This window comes from Paenibacillus sp. JT22N12 (assembly GCF_056269365.1).
On record NZ_JBWDNU010000006.1, the window covers coordinates 197,231 to 217,570 of the forward strand.

Below are 20,340 nucleotides of genomic sequence, written 5' to 3' on the forward strand. Positions count from 1 at the left end.
AATTAGAGGGTGGCGGTTCACGGACTTCTCACTTTTCATCAGCTTTTAAATAGCTTATAATTATTAATAAATAGTATATATTTTAATCTCTCAATAATTGTAATACACGATGACATGGTTATTATTGAAACAGAAAAGGTGTGTAAAAATGAGCAACGGAGAAACGAAAACAGACGTCATCTTGATTGGTGCCGGAATCATGAGCGCAACTTTAGGGACACTTCTGAAAGAATTAGTGCCGGAATGGGAAATTACAGTTTTTGAGAAGCTCGAAAATGCAGGAGAAGAAAGCTCTAACGAATGGAATAATGCAGGAACAGGGCATGCGGCACTGTGCGAGCTTAATTACACGGTCGAAAAACCGGACGGATCAATAGATATCAGCAAAGCTATTCAAATCAATGAACAGTTCCAGCTGTCCATGCAGTTTTGGTCCTATCTCGTAAACAGCAGGCTGATACGTAATCCGCAGGATTTTATCATGCCTTTGCCTCATATGAGTATGGTACAAGGGGAGCAAGATGTAACGTTTTTAAAGAAACGATTTGAAGCGATGTCGCATAATCCTCTGTTTCAAGGGATGGAATTTTCCGATGATCCTGTAAAACTGATGGAATGGATTCCGCTTATTATACAAGATCGTCCAGCGAATGATTCTATAGCGGCAACAAAAATCGACTCTGGCACTGATGTCAACTTCGGCGCCTTAACCCGCATTTTGTTTGATCACTTAAAGAGTAAAAACGTCGATGTCAAATACAAACATAGCGTTGATAATATTAAACGTACCAGCGATGGCTCGTGGAAATTGAAAGTACGAAATGACGGCGGTATCGTCGAACGACATACTGCGAAATTCGTCTTTATCGGAGGCGGGGGAGGAAGCCTGCATTTATTGCAAAAATCCGGTATTCCTGAAGGAAAACATATTGGCGGATTCCCGGTAAGCGGAATATTTATGGTATGTAATAATCCGGATGTTGTTGCACAGCATCATGCAAAAGTATACGGCAAAGCTAAGGTTGGAGCTCCTCCAATGTCCGTTCCGCATCTTGACACACGATTTATCGACAATAAAAAATCGCTGCTATTCGGACCATTTGCCGGCTTCTCACCGAAGTTTTTGAAAACCGGTTCAATGTTTGATTTGGTAACTTCCGTAAAACCGGATAATCTCGTAACGATGTTGTCGGCAGGCGCAAAAAACATGTCTTTGACAAGATATCTGATCGGGCAAGTCATGTTATCGAAGGAAAAGCGCATGGAAGAGCTGCGAGAGTTTATCCCGAACGCCAAAAGCCAGGATTGGGATTTGGTAGTAGCGGGCCAACGAGTGCAAGTTATCAAAGATACAGAAGCTGGCGGCAAAGGCACACTCCAATTCGGTACGGAAGTTATTAGCGCAGCTGATGGCTCGATTGCAGCATTGCTGGGTGCTTCTCCAGGCGCTTCAACTGCAGTTCACGTTATGCTTGAGGTAGTCAAAAAATGCTTCCCGCAGCATATAAAAGAGTGGGAATCGAAAATTAAAGAAATGATTCCTTCTTATGGCGTGTCACTAATGGAAAACCCGGAGCTTCTGCACGAAATTCATATTTCAACGGCAGAATCGCTTGGTTTCAGCAAAAAAGAGCTAGTTTATAGTTAACTAAGTGAAAAATGAAAAAGTTTAAGCAAAAGTAATGATAATAATGAAAATTAATAATGAAAATATAAACAATGAAACATTTTAGAATCTTTGATCTTTTATAGATTGAAGATTCTTTTTTTGAATTTGTTTTTTGTTTTTAATGATGCACAGAGATTAGAATTTATCAAAGTGCAGAGATCATCAAAAACATAGTGTGCAGAGATCAAAAACAAAAATGTTCTTTTTTTGAATTTAAATTGTTTTTATTGGAGTCAAAGTCTAATGAACCGTTGATTTACTCATACTTTTACACAAAATTCGTATTTTATACATATGTCTGCAAATTGAGTTAAGGCCTTGTCCCTACTGAATTTTCATTTAGATTCCCTTGGCTCCCTTCATCTTGTTCATATAGCCGACCAATTGAACGGCGACCCGGTCGGGACTGTACTGGCGGATGCGCGCGGATGCGCTCCTCCAGGATCTCCATGTCCGGATACTCGTCGCGGTGCTCGCTAAGATAGGCGATCTCTTCTTTTGACAGTCCCGATTTTATCCGTCGTTGTTGGAATGGCAGATGCGTTCTGCCTTTGATGTCCATAGCCTCGATACCTTCTTCAGTCGTCAACGGCTTGGAATTCACTTCGCCTTTTTCTTTAAACAGCTGCACGAGTTTTGCAGCCAGCGCCTCCGCCGCTTCCTGCTTAAAGCCTGTTTTGAAAGTAAAGTATAGGGACTGAGTTGAGATCGAATATGCGATCTGCTGTCCCGCCGAATCGTAAATATTGCCGCGGATGGGCGGGATGGATACGCCCTTCGTGATCATGCTTGTCTGGCGTTCCTAGAGACTCGGACCCTCGACGAACTGTAGATAAGCAAAACGTACGATTAGTGAAGAGAACAGGAGAAATGTAAGCATGAAAAAGACATTTAACCTAATACTCAAATGGCGATGGTTTCGAACTTATTCTTTCGTACTTCGGTTTTATCATTAATTTCCATACCGTTCCCTCATTCCGTCACTCGATATCCACCCTTTAATTGTCATATATTCAGACGAATTCCTTTTTAGAGAGGTTCAATCTTTATCCCTGCACAATAAGAATAAGCAACCTTACGGGAATGGCGGGTATCCGAACTCAATACCAAGTTATTTTTCAAAATTTACGCTCCCGAATCCATGAGACCGATGAATTCCCGGATCGGCTGTCGTCTATATAGACGAAGGCATAAATGAACACAAACTAATTTGACGAAGAGGTGTTTTGAAAATGGCATTAACGTCCGCGTTCACGAGCTTCAACCTGCCTGTAAAAAACGTAGAACAATCGAAAGCGTTCTTCACCGGACTCGGATTCGAGCTCAACCCGCAATTCCCCGAGAACGAGAATTCGGTAGCCATCGTGATCGGCGACAACCTGCAGGTCATGCTGATCAATCAAGCATTCTTTAATACGCTCACGGAGAAGGAATCCGTCGATACGAGCAAGTATGCGCAGATGACGATCGCATTGGCCTTCGAGAGCCGGGAAAAGGTCGATGAAATCGTGAATACCGCGGTTTCCTTGGGCGGGAAATTACACGCTGAGCCTGAATATCATGGGTTCATGTACCATTGGGGCTTCGTGGACTTGGACGGCCATCTGTGGGCCATTAACTACATGAACATGGATGCGGCACAAGGTTAAGGCTAACGGAGAGCACGCTCGTACTAGGGTTCAAAAAGAAAGACGCCGGGCATCTTCCCCGGCGTCTTCTTCGCGATGATTAGTTTTCCATGATCGCTTGCCAGCCTGCTTGCTGGAACTCGACGGGATTGGAGCTTTCCGCGTCGAACGTTTCAATGACTTTCGTCTCATTCCCTTGATCGACGAAAGCAATATCCACTCTTCTTCCGTCTTCCATGGTGTAGCCGATCGCCTCATGCCGATTCACGACATCGTAGACGCCGCCAAAATCAAAGCCCATGCTGCCATCCTTCGCTTCCATCCGTGTCAGAAACTTGCCGCCGACCCGCAGATCGTTTTCGGCTCTCGACGCATGCCAGTCCTCGGACGCTTGATTCCACTTCGTGATGTGATCCGGCTCTAAGCCAATGACGAAATTCATTGGTCAATTCGCTCAGGCAGCCCAAATCGCGAAAATAATGGCGTATGAATGAAGTTTTGAACGTGCAAGATTTGATTTTCTTTGGTTTCGATGACGTGGATGCCCCAGGGTACCAGGCCAGAGCCCTCTTTGCCCGGCATATACTGGGCCAACGCCGGATAACCGCCATTCACCGTAATGGGCACAAATCGCGAACCTTCGCAATGCCAGCGAGTAAGCGAATAGAAGGCGGACAAATCTTCCTTGCCGCGGATCCACATCTCGAAGGGCGGCATCGACATGCAGCCTTCCTCGTGGAACAACGCGACGAGCGCAGCAATATCGAATTGCTCGAAGGCCTCCACATACCGGGACAGCAGCTGCTGCTCCGGTTGAACGTCCATGCTGCTGAGCTCATCCGAGCGAAGTTGCGCCCGGTCCATCGTCTCTCGGGCTCTTTGCAAGGCGCTGTTCACCGCTGCCGGCGACATCGCCAACGTTTCCGCGATCTGCTTGGAGGACCATTCAAATACATCCTTCAAAATGAGTACCGCGCGCTGCCGCGGAGGCAAGGTCTGCAGGAGAGCGATGAAGCACAGTTGAAGGGTATCTCTGCGGACGAGCCGATCCTCCGGATTGCCCCCAAAGTCGGGAGACGGCCAGATCCAGGCAGAGTCCGGCAGCGTGTCGCGCGGCTCGACGATGGCGACGGCCGGATCGAACAGGTCAACGGGAAGCGCGCGGCGTTTGGATTGTCTCAGCTTGTCCAAGCACAGGTTGGAGGCAATCCGATAGACCCAAGTTTTGAACGAGGAATCCTGTCTGAACGTGCTCCAGCTCTGCCAGACCCGAATACTCGTCTCCTGAACGGCATCATCCGCATCGTCCATGGAGCCTAGCATTCGGTAACAGAACGAGGTTAAGCCCGGCTTCAAGCTTGCAAATAATGGTTCGTCAAATGCGGTCTCGTTCATCGCGGCCTCCCTTAACGATCTCCCCGAAGGGCGGTACCTTCATTATATGCAATGAAGCGGACAGCCTCAATAGAATAAATAGGCAGGATTATGGGTTCATTTATCATGGGTCTTCGAGGACTTGGACGGCCATATGTGGGCGATCAACTTCATAAAACTTGCCTGGTCATGGCAAGTTTGGTTTGAATATTGGGGTAAGGGTGCAGTGCCATTAAATGGAGTGCCCCAAATCTTTAATTAGCCGGCTCCATGCCTATGACGGTGGCTTCCCTAGAGGTCACTGCACAAATTATAGTTCAACATCTATACTATGATTTCCTGCACTACATACATAGGAAATTAAACCAGTTTTCCGCAAACTTTATTCAGAAGTCCTTTGAGGCTACACGTTGTAGACAGGGGTAAAACTGGTTCATTTATATTCAACCTTTAACAATTAGAAAATTAAATTTCCATTATTCAATCTAAGCTCCTACGATAGTAGCATGTAGTTTTTAGTTTGAGCCATGAAGCATTAAGAAAACTTTATTTTCACGGTCTAATACTTTATTTTTCAGTCTAATACTCTATTTTCCTTGAACACCAGCTCCACCTGAAACTGTTGGAGACTGTGGAAATGTTCGCGAATTGCTGCTTCAGGGTATTGGGGGCGATCGGCAAATCGTGATCCGAGTCAGTTGTCTGGACTCGGAAGGTTCGGGAAACGCACGAACGTAAGCCCATCTCCGTTACCTCGCCTCTACCTCATCATTGTCGTGGATAATTTTAATTTCCTTCGTGCATTATATGTGAGAAAAAATCAGAAACTTGAATAAATTTATTAATACCCAAATTACATGTTTACAGGTTAATTAAAAACATATATAATACGCTTATACCGTTTTTGGAGGTTAATAAAGATGAAGTTGTCAGCGTGGTTAGTCACAAGGAAACGCGTTGATCGCTAATAATTTTGTATTTCGGAGAGGAGTTTTTTTTATGAAACAAAATATCCAGTATCAAACTGCAACGGTTGAAGGTTTAGACATTTTTTATCGTGAAGCCGGGGAATATGGTTCTCCTGTCGTTTTGCTGCTACACGGTTTCCCCACATCAAGTCACATGTATCGCCAATTGATCCCCGCATTAGCCGACCAGTATCACGTCATCGCACCGGATTATCCGGGGTATGGTTACAGCAGCGCACCGGATCACGACAAGTTTGAATATAGCTTTGAACGTTTCAGTCAGATTATTGAAATGCTCTTGGAAAAGCTAAACATCACTAATTTCTTTGTTTACCTTATGGATTATGGCGCTCCGGTTGGATTCAGAATCGCAGCCCGTCATCCCGAGCGTATCCAGGGCCTGATTATACAGAACGGTAATGCTTATAATGAAGGGCTGAAAGATTTCTGGGATCCGATTAAAGCTTACTGGCATGATCCATCCAATGCGGATAAACGTGAAGCCCTTCGCTGGTTGACCAGCTTCCAGGCAACAAAATGGCAGTATACCAATGGTGTCAAAGATAGCACGCTGATCAGCCCAGACACCTATACATTGGATCAGTCTCTCCTCGACAGACCTAAAAATCAGGAGATTCAGCTTGATATGTTTTTGGATTATGGCACAAACCCTCCACTTTACCCTGCTTGGCAGCAATACTTCCGTGAGTCTCAACCGCCGACCCTTATACTTTGGGGTAAAGGGGATGAAATTTTCCCGGAAAGCGGTGCACATCCTTACCTAAACGATTTGCCCAATGCAGAGATGCACATTTTTGAAGATGCTGGGCATTTCGCGTTGGAGTCCCATGGTCCAGAATTGATAGACTATATCAGGGAATTTCTGAATAAAAATAAATAACATAATAAAATGGTGTTTATTTGTCCCTACTTTTTTGAAAAGAATAGACACCGAAGGAAAGTCATCGGTGTCTATCAAACTGATTGATTTGTTCATTTTCCAACTCAATTTCGTTACGAGCTTTATCGCCTTCTTTGACGAGTAACTTATCGATCACATCCCGTGTTTCCTAGCCTAACGGAATTGTTTATACGGTATCGTGAACCGAATAGGTACTCCTATGAACAGACTCCTTGTGCGCAAGCAACTGGAGTCTTTTTTGTGTCTTGATGCTCCCCTTAAGATGAGGATTCATAGAAGAGGTACAACATTGAATCGATGGAGCGGCCGGCCGAGCTTCAAATTTTTGTTAAGGAATTCCATTCTATTATACGGTTATACGGTTATTATTGAAAAGTTTGTTGCGAAGGTCTTAATTTGAAACTTTCCTCCCGTTAATAAAAAGCAGTCATCTGGGCCGGCTGTCGTCATGTTGTTTATTGAAACTTTTCAAATTCATTTTTCAACCAGTATTGATTTTGGTGATAATAAACTCTGGTCGCGGAACTTTCGCTCTACAACCGACGCAAGCCAGTTTAGTTGGACATACCGAGTTTATCGTGCATATCCCCCCTACTACCTTGGACATGGTACCAACCTTTGCTCGGGAATCCTCATAAAGTTCCTTCAGTTCTACTGGCCCTCTGAGAATACCCTTTTGATGCAAATGATGTGATAATGTCCAGTACGAATCTTTTCCGTTCAAATGTACCTTCTGCAAACTTACGTACTACTACCTTAAAAGTGATAAACTTGTTGTCAATCCATATTAGCCAACCTCATAAAGGTTTAACTTCACACAGCTGAGCGCATCAGCGATCCTTCGGCTTGTGCGTCACTACCCTTTCCAGGCAGCTTGACATGATTACACATTGCGGCGTATATTTAATAATATCCTTAATTAAGGAGGTTATTAATTGGTTGCGAAGGACTCACTCAGCCTCATCTTCGCTGCGCTCGCCGATCCGACACGCCGAAACATCCTGACCAGGTTGTCACAGAGGCCTACGACAGTCGGGGAGATCGCCGAGCCCTTCGAGATTAGCGCACCCGCGATCTCCCAGCACCTCAATGTGCTGGAGCGAGCAGGACTGATCGAACGCACAGCGAACGCACAGTGGCGGACCCTGTCGATACGCACCGAGCCACTCGATGAGGCATCGGCCTGGGTCGAGAAACACCGCCGTGAGTGGAACCAGCGCATCGACGCACTGGAAGAACACCTCAAGACCATGATCAAAAAGGAGGAACAATGAACATGTCCACATCCGCACCGGAGTTCACCATCACCCGCACCCTGAATGTCCGCCGCGAGCTCGTGTGGCTCGCCTGGACCGAGAAGAAGGAACTCGCCGCCTGGTTGCCTTCGACACCTCTGGAGTCCATCTCCTTCGACGTCCGCGAAGGCGGACGCTACCGCTACACAATGGTCAACGCCGAGACCGGCGAGGAGTATCACACCGGAGGTGTGTTCCTCGATGTTGTACCTTTCGAACGGCTCGTCTTCACCTGGGGTTCCCCCGATGATCCCATCGAGAATTCCCCTGTCGTGACCCTAACCTTCACCGCACAGGGCGACCGCACCGAGATGATCTTCCACCTGCGCGGACTGGCCGGTAACCCCGGCGATAAGTACTTTTACGACGGCTGGTCCAATGCGCTGGACGATCTTACGACACACCTGCGCGACCAGAAGCAGTAGACGGCGAGCAAGAATAGAGAAAGGAGCTTTCATGGCTCCTCTCCTCTCAAAGTCGAACAGATCCTCTCCGCAGACGGCTGCTCGCAAGATGCCTACAGCGGCATAGGCCAAGTCCCACCGACCGACTGCGGCGGAGGATGCGACGTCCTCCCCACCACCACGGTCCTCGGTAAGCGCAGCAGATCGAGTGGGAAAACGGCTAGAAAACCCAATTTCACATTTTCCTATACTGTGACTTTTCTTTGTTATCATGAACTGTGACAACGGCGTTGTTTGTTTGAAAAGAGGAATTTGAAGTTCTTGAACAGAACAATTATGAGGTAATAACTTTGTACACATAAGGAGATAAAACTATGGCAAAAAACAAATTACTAAGAATGGACAATGTCGGCATCGTTGTAAACTCCCTTGATGACGCAATCTCTTTCTTCGAGGAGATTGGCTTGAAGCTCGAAGGGCGAGCCACTGTAGAAGGTGAATGGGCTGGTCGCGTAACCGGACTGGGTTCTCAGTGCGTAGAGATTGCTATGATGGTTACCCCAGATGGCCACAGCCGACTTGAACTTTCGCGATTTCTCACCCCACCTACTATATCAGATCACCGGACTGCTCCTGTAAACGCCCTCGGTTATCTACGCGTCATGTTCACCGTTGAAGACATTGACGAATTGGTATCTAGACTCATTAAGCATGGTGCTCAGCTCGTTGGCGAAGTGGTTCAGTACGAGGACTCGTATCGGCTCTGCTACATTCGTGGAACGGAAGGACATTTAATCGGTTTGGCGGAACAACTCGGTAACAAATAAGTAACTGGCGTTCTATAAAGGTCCTCGTTGACTTTGGCATCTGGTGTCCGATCGGGGCGCCGACGATAGCGGCGACGGTCGTTGCCGGCTATCGTCGGCCGTCGTCACCAATGCAGACGTCGTCGGTTAAAGGGGATGTATGTGTCATTGACCCTCTGACACAAACATCCCCTTTAAATCCGTCATCGGCGCTATTGCAACTCCGACGGTCGGATCGATGAAAATAAAAATTTGGGGTTTCAGGTAATACGTAGTCGATCTCGAATCGTAGCAACAAGGTTTGCAATTACCTGGATTCGGCGGCACATATTTCGTCATTGGTAAACGCTGCAGGCCGGCCGTTAATTGCTTTTAGATGCTCAATCTACTCGGTAACAATACCCGAAACGTTCCCCCTATGAATGTCATTTAACACTCTAGCGAACTGCTGCCTCCAAACCTATTTTGGGCGGTTATTCCCTGAGAGGTCACTGCACAAAATATATATAGCGTATCTCCTGAATTTCACTTTAGCGTCGTGGTCAGACGATCACGCGGTAGTGAAGATGAACAACGCCGCTTCGGAAGCGGCGCTCACCGAGCAGCTCGAGCCGCATGCGGAGGTTGTCCGGCAATGCTCGCTTACCTCCACCCAAGACGATCGGATTAAGAAGCAGATGACATTCGTCAATCAGTCCCGCGCTCATCGCCTGCCCAGCAAGCTCGGGGCCGCCAATCGTAATGTCGGCTCCTGAAGACTCCTTCAGGCTCCGGATCGCATCAGGATCGAATTCGCGCTCGATCCTAGTCCTGGCGCTTGAAACCGCCTGAAGCGTCCGGGAATACACGATCTTCTCAGCCGCTCGCCAGATCTGCGCAAATTCCCGCATTACCTCCGGTTGATCACTGGGCTTGGCGCTCGCCGTCTCCCAGTACACCATCGACTCGTACATTCGACGCCCGTATAGGTAGGAGCCAATCGGCCGCTCGAAGTCAGTCCAGAACGCAAACACCTCGTCATCGGAGATCGTCCACTCGATATTGCCGCGCTCGTCCTCAATGTAACCGTCCAATGATACGTTACCAGCGTAGATCAGTTTAGCCATTTCAAGAACGCCCTCCAATGCCTAGGTGCCGAGATCGTCGGAGCGTCCGTCTGCCAGGCGGGACCATTGGGCGGTCGGGCGGCCGTCCAGCCGAAACTGACCACCTTTGGAGTCCCAACGCTGCGGCCAGCCCTCGGGCGAATCCTCCCAGAATTCCTGCCGGCCGTAGACAGTCAGGTCCAGCAGTCCGTACGACGGTGCCATCAGTTCGTTGCCGCGGCCGGTGGTCCAGTAGGTCTCGTAGACCCTGTCACCGTCCCGGAAATAACTGACCAGGATGCCGAAGTGCCGGTCTGAGATCAACCGGTCCACAGCGTCCTGGGGCACTGAGTACCAGGGAACCGTCCAGCCCATGAAGTCGCGATACCGCGAGCTCTCTTCGTACGGCCCCTGACAGAAGGTCGCGTAGCTCACGTCCCGCGAGTTCAGATAGGACAGCTCGTTGATGTGGGTCGTGGAGAAGGTGCAGCCCTCGCACTGCTTGGCGGCGGGCCTGCCGGTGTGCCACATGTGAAAGTAGACGACCAGCTGGCGGCGGCCCTCGAACGTCTCCAGCAGCGTGACCGGGCCATCCGGGCCGATCAGCGGGATGGTCGAGTCCACCTCGACCATCGGCAGCCGCCGTCGGGCTGCCGCAATTGCGTCACCTTCGCGAGTATGCATCTTCTCCCGGATCCGCAGCTCATCCAGTTCGGCCTGCCAGGCGGCCCGGTCGACCACTGTAGGCAGCGCAGAAATGTTGTAATTTTGATTCATATCATTATCCCCTCTCGCTATTGTTTACTTACACACCCATAGTTTATCACGCATAAATACAAAGGATTTCTTCTTGATTGCTCAAAATTCCTTCACGATTTCCGTTTCATCATGCATTGCCAAAACATCCACCATAAAAAAACTGCACCTCCAATGTTAGAACGTGTCTAACAATTGGGATGCAGTTCACTAAATAATGATCATTGGATGACTCTTCAGTTAATGTGTCGCCTGCGCCGTTCGGCACTCATCCACTCAGGAGTCCAGGTTTGCTCTTTGTCATCGATACGTTTGCCTGGTGGAACAATGGCATCAATCGCATCCAACACCTCTGTGCCGAGCCTCATCTGTGCACCGGAAATATAGGCTTTTAATTGCTCTAAAGTGCGTGGTCCCCATAGAGTTGATGTGACGGATGGATGACTTTGGGTAAAAGCTATCGCCATATCCGCAAGTGGAATCCCCGCTTCATTTGCCAGCTGCTGCAACTTTGCAATTATCTTAAACTTATATTCATTTTCAGCTGATTCAGGATCTAATGTATCCACATATCCTTTTAATGTGGCAGCGCGTGAATCGCTTTGCGCGGCCTGACCAGCCGTGTATTTTCCAGTTAGTAAGCCACCGGATAAGGGACTGTACACAAATAGTGAAAGGTCATAATGTTTGGCTATTTCAGCAAGTTCAAATTCCATTCGTCGATTAATAATGGAATATGGTGTTTGCTCACTTACAAATCGCTGAATATGATATTGATCACTAATGGCTTGTGCTTGAACAATTTGCCAACCCAGGTGATTTGAAGTGCCGATATGATGAATTTTCCCTTCCATCACCAAATCGTTCAACGTCATTAGAATTTCCTCATAGGCAACAAATTCAAAAGGAAGATGAAGTTGATAAAGGTCTATATAATCGGTTTGCAAACGTAGTAGACTTTGTTCAACAGCAGTTCGTATCCAACGACGAGATGCACCACTTTGATTTATTTCATTAGTAGCCTCCGCACCGAATTTAGAAGCTAATATGACATTCTGCCGCTTATTCTTAATAGCTTTACCGATTATACGTTCTGATTCCCCCTTTCCGTAAATATTTGATGTATCAATCAAATTAATTCCAAAGTCCAATGCTTCGTCAATAATTTTTATGCTCTCTTCTTCGCTTGCCCTGGATCCAAAACTTGATCCGCCTAACGCAAACGCGCTGACTTTTGTACCAGTCCTTCCAAGATATCGGTATTCCATGGTTTTCCTCCTTTAGTTTATACAGCCCAAAGATAATGAACTTGTGTTGATTAAGGCTGTAGAAGCAATTATAATCAAGCATAACGAGGAGATCAATGAACATAAAAGGCCAAGTGTTGATTAATAGATATAACGTCAAAAGTGTTGATAAATAAATCCAACATTCATGGAGGTAAACAAATGATCGAAAATAGTACGGATATGAGAGTAATCCGCAGTCGTAAGCTAATGGAGAACGCATTGTTGTCTATTTTAGAGAAAGAAGGTATTAAAGGGCTGACAGTTAAAAACCTTTGTGAAAGAGCAGGAATAAATCGTGGCACCTTTTATTTGCATTATAAAGATATTTTTCATCTGATTGAGGAAACGGCGTTTATTCAAGGATTATTGAGTGTATTCGAACCTATCCATATTCAGGAGTTGATGCACCATCCTGATCAACAAGGAGCTTATCCTCCAATCACCAAAGCTTTTCAATACATGCATAAGCATGCCAGCTTTTTTAAAGCACTATTCCATTCGGGAGCTCCAGCAGAATTAAGAGAACGGCTCCAGTATTTAGTAGGCACACGCTTGTATGAAAATCTGAGACGAGATCAATCATCTATGAACAATGAAAGCCGGCTATTTATTGACTATGCCATTGCTTATTTGGGAAATGCACAATTTGGAATTATACAACACTGGTTTATGACGGATCGTGCAATTCCTCCCGAAGATATAGCGAGGATGTTAACCGTATATATACGTAATACTCCATGTCTTGATCATAAAGTTTGAAATCAAGCAAGTGCTCGATTTCACCAAGCCGAAAATCAACATTTGATCGTTCTTTCGTTGTCTAAACCTGAACTGCTCTTAAGATCAGGTTTTTTGAGCTTCTGTGAAATCAGCTAAACTGTTAAACGATTTGATTTTTTCGATATCCGCCTTAATGGCTTCAACCCCTGTTTGTTCAGTTTTTCTCTGTCGGCAGCAAGCTTATAAAATTTAACCATGTTGCCGATCTCGTCATCTGTTTTGTCCCGTCCTTCAGCCGCCAATTTTGCTATATCTGCTGACATCTGCTTATTTGCGCTCCATATTCTTGGCACTGCACAAATCCATGAATCATTAACCTGTCTAAATGACAGGTTTTTTGCTATATATATATAAAGAACTTGATAGAAATAATGAAGATTAACTCGGATAGCCAAGGAATTACAAAGTTTATCTATGCATTAGAAGAAGCTTCCAAATAACGGTGATGGGCTCATTAAAATTTTCTAAGCACTACACTGCATTAGACTGACCCGGAAAACAAATAAGCAGCAGCCCTGGACGAGAAAATAAAGTCCAAGATTGCTGCCGTTTTACTTCAAGTTGTTGTTAAGGAGTTATCGCTCCCCGTATCTTTTCATGTCGGGATCCTCTATAGCGATAACCTCCCTTGCTGCTTCTATGAAAGATAACATGATTGGTGAAAGCCACTTGTCTTTATGCCATAACATCTGTGTATACACGTGCAAATCCGGAATATGCCATGGAAGAGCAACAAGTTCTCCCCGTTCAACTTCGGTTTCCGCTGTTACTTCAGGAAGAAAGGCAATACCGATTCCCGCAATTGCACATTGTTTAATGGCTTCGGCATTTTGAAACTCTAAATACGTAATACTATCAATGCCCTCTTTCTCAAATGCCCGGTCAAACATGGTTCGATAGGTACAGCCCTTTTCATTAGTCAAGAACACTTCTCCGTGAAAATCTTCTAGCTGTAGTACAGTTCGTTTCGCGAGTGGATGGTCTGCAGCGGCGAAAAAGCGGAACGTTTCTTCCAGCAGCGGTTCCACAGCAAGTCCCGTTGAGCGAATGGGTTCGTCCAACATAAAGACGACATCCGCGGTTCCCTCAAAGAGCGTTTGCTTGAGTTGCTGATTGGAAACAGAGCGGAAGATGAGACGCACTCCCGGTTGGCGCGAACGAAATAGGTGAAAGACAGCTGGAAGCCGATAGGCGCAAAGAACCTCGTTGGCACTTATCGTTAGGGTGCCGCTTAGATTTTCATTGTCATGAACGACGCTGCGAGCTTCATCCAATTTGTCCAGAACGCCTTGGATATGAGTTAAAAAGCGTTTACCCGCAGTTGTTAGAACGAGCTGCTTGCCCAATCGGTCAAAGAGACGAACACCAAGTTCATCCTCCAATGCTTTTATTTGCATGGTGACGTTGGAGGGGACGTAGCTCAGCGCTTCCGCAGCCCTGCTGAAATTTAAAGTTGATGCAACCGTTCGGAACGTATTCAGTTGGCGCAATTCCATCATACTATCCCCTTTTGCTTTCAATATTATTGAATACTATATTGAATTCTAATCACTTTTATTGAAAGTACCACAGGCCTATACTAAGCACAAGACATACATTCTAAATGTATGGACTTATTTTGAAGGGAGCAACAATACGATGGATTATGAGATTTTTGATTTGGGTGACGTAACCTTGCAATCCGGAGTGACGTTACCGAGCGCTTTTCTTGCTTATAAGACTTATGGAAGATTGAATGAAAAGAAAGATAATGTTATCGTCTATCCAACTGCTTTTGGCGACCAGCATGTTCAGAATGAATGGTTGATTGGTAAAGGCATGGCACTAGATCCGCAGAAATATTTCATTATCGTTCCAAATCTGCTGGGCAACGGATTATCTTCGTCTCCCAGCAACACGCCTCCCCCATTCGACCGGGCTAATTTTCCGCAGGTAACCATCTATGACAACGTTAAATTACAGCATCGGCTGGTGACCGAAAAATTCGGCATTCAAAAGATCGCTCTCGTAGTTGGATGGTCAATGGGAGGCATTCAATCATTCCAATGGGGAGCAAGTTATCCGGACATGGTGGAACGAATTGCACCTTTCGCCGGAGTTGCAAAAACCTGGCCCCATACGTCTGTGGTCCTGGACGGAATGAAAGCTCCGCTCATGGCTGCAGTTGGCTTCGATTCAAACAAACTAAACCAGTTGACTTCTGCAGATATGCGCGCCGTTGGCCGTGTCTATGCAGGATGGGGCTTATCGCAGGCATTTTATAGAGAGCAGCTTTATCGTGAGCTGGGATATGACTCATTGGCAGATTTTGTGGCTGGCGTCTGGGAAGAAAGCTTTATGAAGATGGATCCGCACAATGTCCTGGCCATGTTATGGACAGGCCAATTTGCAGATATTAGCGCAAACCCCTCCTATAACGGTAATTTCGATGAGGCGCTCAAAAGCATTAAAGCGCTTGCCTGCATCATGCCAGGGAGCACGGATCTCTTCTGCACGGCGGACGATAACGAATACGAGGCTGAGCTTATACCTAATGCTGTTTTTAATCCTATCAAGTCGATCTGGGGCCATTTTGCCGGTCGCGGAATCAACAGTGCCGATAGTAAATTTATTGATGACAACCTAAAACGCTTGTTGGCGATTAGTACAAAAGGATAGATCATCATTCGTATAAAGGGAACAAGTTTTGTCCTCGCTCGGGACAAGAATTTGTTCCCCTTAAATTAAAAAAGCCGCCATATTATTTTGCTGCTGGCAGTCAGCTTGTCAGGGCTTGAGGCTACCGGCAGCTGATAAGCCGTTTGCTTTGGTCCGCGGACACTCGACTTCACAATCCAGCTGAAATATTTTATACATATGTATGTAGCAAGCTATAAGCCTGGAGAAATAATTTTACACTAATTTCTTTCAGTTTTGTTTATTTTAAACGCTCGTAATTGATAGCGTCCTTGTTTCCGTTCAACGCCTCCTTGCATTCGTGTTTTAGCAACCCCAAGTGCCATGTTACTCCATAAGGTCTGCTCTACAAACGGGGACTGTTCATTTGTACACTGGACAATGATTATAACTTCACCATGTTTAGTTTTAGCTGTTCTTATCTTCTTCCGTTTATAGAGGGTTCTTATTACATCGAATACAAAACCAATAGCAAACCCACCTGCCGATCCAATTAGTCCCCAAAACACCGGTCCCCAGTCAAGATTAAATCCTCTAGCTACCCCTATCGTTCCACCCATCATGGCAAGTACGAGCCCAATATCTACTAATGAGGTTCCGTCCATACCGTGTATCGAATCAAACAGTTTTGTATCTATTTGACGGTTATCAAGTGGAACTGCGTAGATATCATCGATTTCATTTTCTTTTAGTTTGCTAATAGCAAGCTCGACATAGTGTGAATGCTGAAATGTAGAGAAGAACTGTATGTCCATTAGATTTTTTCTCCTTTATGCAATACAAAATTTTGAGATTGATGATGTTTTTTCAAAAAGTCCGCTTGTTCCCAATTAAAAAGTTTGACTAATTCAACCGTATTTGAGTAGGAATCATAAATGCCATAGAAATATATCGATGGGAAATAAAGGGACCACTGAACATCTACTATATCTCTCGCTCTCGAAAAGTCCCCTAGTAGACAATAGTGAATGCCTTCAACCAGGTTTGAATTTAGGATTACGATTATGGTCATAATCAGAAGCAAAAAAGCGCCCATGAGTCGATGAATATATAGTTGTCCGAGACTTGGTAATGCCATTGACCAAGCGAAAGCGATCCATGGCTTTTTCTTGTCTAAAAAGTTATTCCCGAAAGGGTTTATCGTGAAAGTCGTGTACTTGGCATTTTCCCTTTTCGCCAACAGATGTATCTTATTTTCATCGATTGCAACTCGGTAGCTGTCCCATATTGCAAATAAATACACTGGAATATAGAGGTATATGTGCTTTTCGTCTAAAACAGCCTTTGCCTGGTCTATTTCGCCGTTAAACGAATACATCATTGCAGTATTAAGATGGGTTAATTGGTTAATGTAAAATTCCCAAAAAAACAAAGCAAAGCCAGTCATAAATTTGTGGACCAAGAAATGGCCAAATCCAGGGAAAGCTACGGACCATAATGCGACTATAAGGGGATTTCGCTGGTGAAGTTGAATTGTACCGAACGCAGTAACGTTGGCTTGATAATACCGATTTCTATATACGTTCCTGAAGTTATTCATTGCTTGCTTCCCCTTTGCCTTTCGATGAGTAAATCCATTGTTATTCTTTCCAAATTTTAAATATCCATCCAATTCAGTTTTTCGAAAACGAACCTTTACTAAAAAAAGCCCGCGATTTCCGCGGACTTCCATCAGATTATGTTCTTATGCGCTTTGGCTTGGTTTCTTGCGTATGCTTTTGAGTTCAAAAGCCTCTTTAGGAATCCCCAGTTCTTGGGCCTTCTTCTTTTTAATCACCATGGCCTGTTGTAAGCTGGTAGCTTGAAATTCAATTGAAGTGCCTGACGGATTCTCAAATGCATAGTAGCTTTTTCTATTCGACATTAACTTAGCGCCTCCCCATCTTATTCTCTGATTTTGCCGTCGATGTTCTTGACCGCAGTTTGCTAAAAATATTATGTCCACGCATCCTGTATATATACACAAATTGGGAATTGCTATATGAACGAGATAGGTTCTTGTCAGTCCTTTCACCGAACACGATTTCAATAAATCAAAAGAGGAGCTGCCCGAAGCAAGCTCCTCCACTATCGTGATCCGTTAGCGCAAAAATTTATTTCAACTGCTGCTTTCATTTAAGCATGAAGAGCGTACGTCCATGTCATGATAGCCGAGGCTACAATAAAAACATGCAATACCATATGTTCTACGTTCGGCCTAGGATTGTTTTTGATACGAGGCAATATGGTGAAGGTCTTTGCAAATATACGTTCATATACTTGTGTCCACGTTTCATTGTTAGGCATTTTATAGACCGCATGACCCGTAAAATAAGGTATCCACCAGCTCAACACAGCGCCTACAACTACAAGTGTCCAGATGGTTGCAGCAACACCGATTAGCATAGGCATTTGGGTAAATATAAGGATGATGGGGACGATCATGATAATGCCGTTCATTAGAGCCTCATTTTTACGCTCTTTGATTGTATAATTGCGAACACCGTTAAAAGGAAAGAAATCAATTCTGGTTGTCAACTGATGATATAGCAACGTAATAACCTGCAGCCATAACATAGTGAAAAACATGTATATTCCTCCTTTGAACTCCAGACTCGTTTGTATTCGATCTTCCCTGCTACTAGCTCTCTTCTTGAAATTGCTGCTTAAAGCCGCTAATGAGACCGTGGATACCCATTTGAAACCAATCATCGTAGTAGCTTTGAGGCGCTGTTGGCGGATTGGGCAAATTGCCGACTTCTGCCAATGCATGACCAATTACAAAAACAGCTATAGATTGGATTACGAAAAGCACCTGCTCTTCACTGGCACTTGATTTTTGCATTGCTATTACCAGTGGTGCAGCGAGCTTGATTCCCACTTCAGCCGATACCGGATGAGTAGCTATCAGTTGCACTACCCCTGGGTGTGCGCACAAAGTTTCTCTGAATCTGATCCCAAATGCATACAACGCCTCCCACCATGATTGTGACTCAGCATCAGGTACTGCCCGGGCGCTTATTGAATCGACGATGTTCTGGATCAGAGCTCCTTTGTTAGGAAAGTGATAATAAAGAGAAGCCGCTTCAATATTTAGTGCTGACCCCAGTTTGCGCATCGTTAACCCTGCAGCTCCATCCTTATCTAGGATTTCGAGTGCGACTTGGATAATGCGCTCCTTATTTAAGCTCTGTTTCAAAGAATCACTCATAGTTGGATTTTATAAACCTCCGATCCTTATTGTTTCCTTACCTAACAAAGTTAGTTTAACTTAGTTAGGTAGGAGTGTCAATATCCATTTTCAAAAAATATCCTACCTGTTCAAGGTCCGGCCACCAGTTTAATACTTACTAAATTGGGGAAATTCAATGCCGTATGGTACACTAGGGGAACTTCCCGAAATAAGATATCCTCCCTCTATGGGGAAAGGTAAACGAAAGAGGAGCTGCCCGAAGCTAGCTCCTCCACTATCGTGATCCGTTAGCTTATATATCTTTATTTGGCGGCTTTCTAGCCTCCAACATTTTTCAAAAAGGGAATCTAATTAACACAAATGTTAATATTATAATTCCTACTCCTGCAGAGCGCAGACCTTGCTTATCATTTTTTGTTAAGATCGTTAAATGATTAGATGATTATCCTTTAAGCAGACTCCCTTTAAGTAGCATGTTTATTGTTCGAATAAAGAGAACGGCCAAAACGATGCTTAACAAAGCCAGAATGACCGCGGAAATGGCGATTAACAGCCAGGAATGCACAAACATCGCATATTTTAAAGCGGCATTGCTGAGAGCAGCCATTGGAAAGCCTACGGCCCACCAGGAAGCGCCAAACGGGATGGATTTTTTAAATACTTTGAAGAATAAGACAATGAACAGGAACAGACCAAAGTAATACAAGATGGAGGCGAACGGATCAATCCGCTGCTCGAAATTCGTATAGCCAAGAAAACCAACCTCAAACGGCGCAATCATAATCATCATGGAGGGCGTTGATCCTGCTGGCAGTGGAGCTTGATGAATCAATCTGGATAAGATCAAGGAAAGGAAAACTAAAGCAACAATTCCTCCGATCGCCAGGGACAACAGGTTAATTTCATGCGCCCATGGGAATGGCATTGTCCCGCCGGTAACAGCGATATTAATGGTCCCTACCACAGGAATCAACAAGGCCGGAACCGCGTTACCTGGCTCATGGTTGCCGCTCAACAAGCGTGTAACGATGACAAAACTAAGCGCTAATGTGGGTACAATTCCGATGATCCAGATCACTTGCCCCAATATCTGACTGTAGGCGCCTATCACGGAGGAAAGCAATAGAATGGAAATCGTGATCGTACCGAAAAAATTCCCTAAAACCGGATGCGCAAATTCATCTTTGACTTTCTGTGGATAAAGAACCCATTTTGAAATATAACCTATGCTTAACGCGACAAATACCAGAACTGCGACAATTCCAATAATATCAGCGATGACGGGGGAAGTGCCGAATAGCGTGCTTGCTTGTCTCCAAGCCAATGACAGACTTGAAATTCCCATAACCGACGCGAATAGATTAACGGGTAAGAATTGAACAGAACTTTTTTGTTTCTGTACGGCAGCCATGGTTTGCATGGATAGTCACCACTTTCTATACAAATTGCCCCAGTTCGGCCAATACCAAACCAAGGCTGATTCGTCATGCTTTATACCTTTATAATTGATGCACAT

Annotated in this window: 22 protein-coding genes and 1 pseudogene; 8 read left to right on the forward strand and 15 right to left on the reverse strand. The window is 45.1% G+C overall.

Annotated features, from left to right (window positions below):
- Positions 1–148 precede the first annotated feature (148 nt).
- Entirely contained in the window at positions 149–1,648 is a 1,500-nt protein-coding gene (locus tag AC0YOA_RS22220) for a malate:quinone oxidoreductase (protein ID WP_475788465.1), read from the forward strand.
- A gap of 331 nt (positions 1,649–1,979) precedes the next feature.
- Here the strand turns inward: AC0YOA_RS22220 and AC0YOA_RS22225 are convergent, their stop codons facing one another.
- Positions 1,980–2,456, reverse strand: a complete 477-nt coding sequence (locus tag AC0YOA_RS22225) for a hypothetical protein (protein WP_475788466.1) — start codon at positions 2,454–2,456, stop codon at positions 1,980–1,982.
- 445 nt (positions 2,457–2,901) lie between these two features.
- Between AC0YOA_RS22225 and AC0YOA_RS22230 the strand changes: the two genes are divergently transcribed.
- Positions 2,902–3,318 (forward strand): VOC family protein, encoded by a 417-nt coding sequence (locus AC0YOA_RS22230; protein ID WP_133235147.1) that lies wholly within the window; start codon positions 2,902–2,904, stop codon positions 3,316–3,318.
- A gap of 79 nt (positions 3,319–3,397) precedes the next feature.
- On the opposite strand, the gene AC0YOA_RS22235 is transcribed toward AC0YOA_RS22230, so the two are convergent.
- The 3 genes and pseudogenes from AC0YOA_RS22235 to AC0YOA_RS22245 all read right to left on the reverse strand — a co-directional run.
- Positions 3,398–3,739 carry an SRPBCC domain-containing protein gene (locus AC0YOA_RS22235; protein WP_475788467.1) on the reverse strand — a complete coding sequence of 114 codons (342 nt, stop codon included), beginning with the start codon at positions 3,737–3,739 and terminating at the stop codon, positions 3,398–3,400.
- The gene (locus AC0YOA_RS22240) at positions 3,736–4,692 is read right to left on the reverse strand and encodes a sigma-70 family RNA polymerase sigma factor (RefSeq protein ID WP_054975466.1); all 957 of its coding nucleotides are present in this window, start codon (positions 4,690–4,692) and stop codon (positions 3,736–3,738) included. The genes AC0YOA_RS22235 and AC0YOA_RS22240 overlap by 4 nt, the downstream gene beginning before the upstream one ends.
- Before the next feature lie 621 nt (positions 4,693–5,313).
- A pseudogene (locus AC0YOA_RS22245) lies at positions 5,314–5,433 on the reverse strand (IS3 family transposase); the annotation flags it as partial.
- A 237-nt stretch (positions 5,434–5,670) separates the two neighbouring features.
- Between AC0YOA_RS22245 and AC0YOA_RS22250 the strand changes: the two are divergent.
- The 4 genes from AC0YOA_RS22250 (at position 5,671) to AC0YOA_RS22265 (ending at position 9,087) form a co-directional block, all read left to right on the forward strand.
- The gene (locus tag AC0YOA_RS22250) at positions 5,671–6,540 is read left to right on the forward strand and encodes an alpha/beta fold hydrolase (protein WP_475788468.1); all 870 of its coding nucleotides are present in this window, start codon (positions 5,671–5,673) and stop codon (positions 6,538–6,540) included.
- 956 nt (positions 6,541–7,496) lie between these two features.
- A complete protein-coding gene (locus AC0YOA_RS22255; RefSeq protein WP_475788469.1) occupies positions 7,497–7,835 on the forward strand; it encodes an ArsR/SmtB family transcription factor in 339 nt (112 codons plus the stop codon).
- A gap of 2 nt (positions 7,836–7,837) precedes the next feature.
- Positions 7,838–8,281 (forward strand): SRPBCC family protein, encoded by a 444-nt coding sequence (locus tag AC0YOA_RS22260; RefSeq protein ID WP_475788470.1) that lies wholly within the window; start codon positions 7,838–7,840, stop codon positions 8,279–8,281.
- 353 nt (positions 8,282–8,634) lie between these two features.
- On the forward strand, positions 8,635–9,087 hold the full coding sequence (locus tag AC0YOA_RS22265) for a VOC family protein (RefSeq protein ID WP_475788471.1): 453 nt from the start codon (positions 8,635–8,637) through the stop codon (positions 9,085–9,087).
- Between the two features lie 521 nt (positions 9,088–9,608).
- Here AC0YOA_RS22265 and AC0YOA_RS22270 read toward each other — a convergent pair.
- From AC0YOA_RS22270 to AC0YOA_RS22280, 3 genes are all read right to left on the reverse strand, one after another.
- Positions 9,609–10,172, reverse strand: a complete 564-nt coding sequence (locus tag AC0YOA_RS22270; RefSeq protein WP_475788472.1) for a dihydrofolate reductase family protein — start codon at positions 10,170–10,172, stop codon at positions 9,609–9,611.
- A 21-nt stretch (positions 10,173–10,193) separates the two neighbouring features.
- A complete protein-coding gene (locus AC0YOA_RS22275) occupies positions 10,194–10,928 on the reverse strand; it encodes a DUF899 family protein (RefSeq protein ID WP_475788473.1) in 735 nt (244 codons plus the stop codon).
- 215 nt (positions 10,929–11,143) lie between these two features.
- Entirely contained in the window at positions 11,144–12,175 is a 1,032-nt protein-coding gene (locus tag AC0YOA_RS22280) for an aldo/keto reductase (RefSeq protein WP_475788474.1), read from the reverse strand.
- A gap of 180 nt (positions 12,176–12,355) precedes the next feature.
- On the opposite strand from AC0YOA_RS22280, the gene AC0YOA_RS22285 reads away from it, so the two are divergent.
- A complete protein-coding gene (locus AC0YOA_RS22285; RefSeq protein ID WP_475788475.1) occupies positions 12,356–12,955 on the forward strand; it encodes a TetR/AcrR family transcriptional regulator in 600 nt (199 codons plus the stop codon).
- A gap of 113 nt (positions 12,956–13,068) precedes the next feature.
- Here AC0YOA_RS22285 and AC0YOA_RS22290 read toward each other — a convergent pair whose 3' ends face one another.
- Positions 13,069–13,239 (reverse strand): hypothetical protein, encoded by a 171-nt coding sequence (locus tag AC0YOA_RS22290; protein ID WP_475788476.1) that lies wholly within the window; start codon positions 13,237–13,239, stop codon positions 13,069–13,071.
- Between the two features lie 312 nt (positions 13,240–13,551).
- Complete coding sequence (locus tag AC0YOA_RS22295) at positions 13,552–14,472, reverse strand: LysR family transcriptional regulator (RefSeq protein ID WP_475788697.1); 921 nt, start codon at positions 14,470–14,472, stop codon at positions 13,552–13,554.
- A gap of 142 nt (positions 14,473–14,614) precedes the next feature.
- Here AC0YOA_RS22295 and AC0YOA_RS22300 point away from each other — a divergent pair, with 142 nt between their 5' ends.
- Entirely contained in the window at positions 14,615–15,634 is a 1,020-nt protein-coding gene (locus AC0YOA_RS22300) for an alpha/beta fold hydrolase (RefSeq protein WP_475788477.1), read from the forward strand.
- Positions 15,635–15,873: 239 nt separating this feature from the next.
- On the opposite strand, the gene AC0YOA_RS22305 is transcribed toward AC0YOA_RS22300, so the two are convergent.
- From AC0YOA_RS22305 to AC0YOA_RS22330, 6 genes are all read right to left on the reverse strand, one after another.
- On the reverse strand, positions 15,874–16,407 hold the full coding sequence (locus AC0YOA_RS22305) for a hypothetical protein (RefSeq protein ID WP_475788478.1): 534 nt from the start codon (positions 16,405–16,407) through the stop codon (positions 15,874–15,876).
- Entirely contained in the window at positions 16,407–17,324 is a 918-nt protein-coding gene (locus AC0YOA_RS22310) for a hypothetical protein (protein WP_475788479.1), read from the reverse strand. Before AC0YOA_RS22310 ends, AC0YOA_RS22305 begins: the two co-directional genes overlap by 1 nt.
- Before the next feature lie 12 nt (positions 17,325–17,336).
- On the reverse strand, positions 17,337–17,516 hold the full coding sequence (locus AC0YOA_RS22315) for a hypothetical protein (RefSeq protein ID WP_210047043.1): 180 nt from the start codon (positions 17,514–17,516) through the stop codon (positions 17,337–17,339).
- A gap of 251 nt (positions 17,517–17,767) precedes the next feature.
- Positions 17,768–18,220 carry a hypothetical protein gene (locus AC0YOA_RS22320; RefSeq protein WP_475788480.1) on the reverse strand — a complete coding sequence of 151 codons (453 nt, stop codon included), beginning with the start codon at positions 18,218–18,220 and terminating at the stop codon, positions 17,768–17,770.
- A gap of 52 nt (positions 18,221–18,272) precedes the next feature.
- Positions 18,273–18,830: a TetR/AcrR family transcriptional regulator gene (locus AC0YOA_RS22325; RefSeq protein WP_475788481.1), complete on the reverse strand. Its 558-nt coding sequence runs from the start codon at positions 18,828–18,830 to the stop codon at positions 18,273–18,275.
- A gap of 436 nt (positions 18,831–19,266) precedes the next feature.
- On the reverse strand, positions 19,267–20,244 hold the full coding sequence (locus AC0YOA_RS22330; RefSeq protein WP_475788482.1) for an SLAC1 anion channel family protein: 978 nt from the start codon (positions 20,242–20,244) through the stop codon (positions 19,267–19,269).
- Between the last annotated feature and the right edge of the window lie 96 nt (positions 20,245–20,340).

Excerpts from the sequence above, each read along its gene's own strand:
- AC0YOA_RS22300 (WP_475788477.1), top strand. The coding sequence starts at position 14,615 with ATGGATTATGAGATTTTTGATTTGGGTGACGTAACCTTGCAATCCGGA.
- AC0YOA_RS22290 (WP_475788476.1), bottom strand. The coding sequence starts at position 13,239 with ATGTCAGCAGATATAGCAAAATTGGCGGCTGAAGGACGGGACAAAACA.
- AC0YOA_RS22275 (WP_475788473.1), bottom strand. The coding sequence starts at position 10,928 with ATGAATCAAAATTACAACATTTCTGCGCTGCCTACAGTGGTCGACCGG.
- AC0YOA_RS22295 (WP_475788697.1), bottom strand. The coding sequence starts at position 14,472 with ATGGAATTGCGCCAACTGAATACGTTCCGAACGGTTGCATCAACTTTA.
- AC0YOA_RS22240 (WP_054975466.1), bottom strand. The coding sequence starts at position 4,692 with ATGAACGAGACCGCATTTGACGAACCATTATTTGCAAGCTTGAAGCCG.
- AC0YOA_RS22315 (WP_210047043.1), bottom strand. The coding sequence starts at position 17,516 with ATGTCGAATAGAAAAAGCTACTATGCATTTGAGAATCCGTCAGGCACT.
- AC0YOA_RS22305 (WP_475788478.1), bottom strand. The coding sequence starts at position 16,407 with ATGGACATACAGTTCTTCTCTACATTTCAGCATTCACACTATGTCGAG.
- AC0YOA_RS22260 (WP_475788470.1), top strand. The coding sequence starts at position 7,838 with ATGTCCACATCCGCACCGGAGTTCACCATCACCCGCACCCTGAATGTC.
- AC0YOA_RS22310 (WP_475788479.1), bottom strand. The coding sequence starts at position 17,324 with ATGGAAGTCCGCGGAAATCGCGGGCTTTTTTTAGTAAAGGTTCGTTTT.
- AC0YOA_RS22320 (WP_475788480.1), bottom strand. The coding sequence starts at position 18,220 with ATGTTTTTCACTATGTTATGGCTGCAGGTTATTACGTTGCTATATCAT.
- AC0YOA_RS22220 (WP_475788465.1), top strand. The coding sequence starts at position 149 with ATGAGCAACGGAGAAACGAAAACAGACGTCATCTTGATTGGTGCCGGA.
- AC0YOA_RS22280 (WP_475788474.1), bottom strand. The coding sequence starts at position 12,175 with ATGGAATACCGATATCTTGGAAGGACTGGTACAAAAGTCAGCGCGTTT.
- AC0YOA_RS22250 (WP_475788468.1), top strand. The coding sequence starts at position 5,671 with ATGAAACAAAATATCCAGTATCAAACTGCAACGGTTGAAGGTTTAGAC.
- AC0YOA_RS22285 (WP_475788475.1), top strand. The coding sequence starts at position 12,356 with ATGATCGAAAATAGTACGGATATGAGAGTAATCCGCAGTCGTAAGCTA.
- AC0YOA_RS22265 (WP_475788471.1), top strand. The coding sequence starts at position 8,635 with ATGGCAAAAAACAAATTACTAAGAATGGACAATGTCGGCATCGTTGTA.
- AC0YOA_RS22330 (WP_475788482.1), bottom strand. The coding sequence starts at position 20,244 with ATGCAAACCATGGCTGCCGTACAGAAACAAAAAAGTTCTGTTCAATTC.
- AC0YOA_RS22225 (WP_475788466.1), bottom strand. The coding sequence starts at position 2,456 with ATGATCACGAAGGGCGTATCCATCCCGCCCATCCGCGGCAATATTTAC.
- AC0YOA_RS22230 (WP_133235147.1), top strand. The coding sequence starts at position 2,902 with ATGGCATTAACGTCCGCGTTCACGAGCTTCAACCTGCCTGTAAAAAAC.
- AC0YOA_RS22270 (WP_475788472.1), bottom strand. The coding sequence starts at position 10,172 with ATGGCTAAACTGATCTACGCTGGTAACGTATCATTGGACGGTTACATT.
- AC0YOA_RS22235 (WP_475788467.1), bottom strand. The coding sequence starts at position 3,739 with ATGAATTTCGTCATTGGCTTAGAGCCGGATCACATCACGAAGTGGAAT.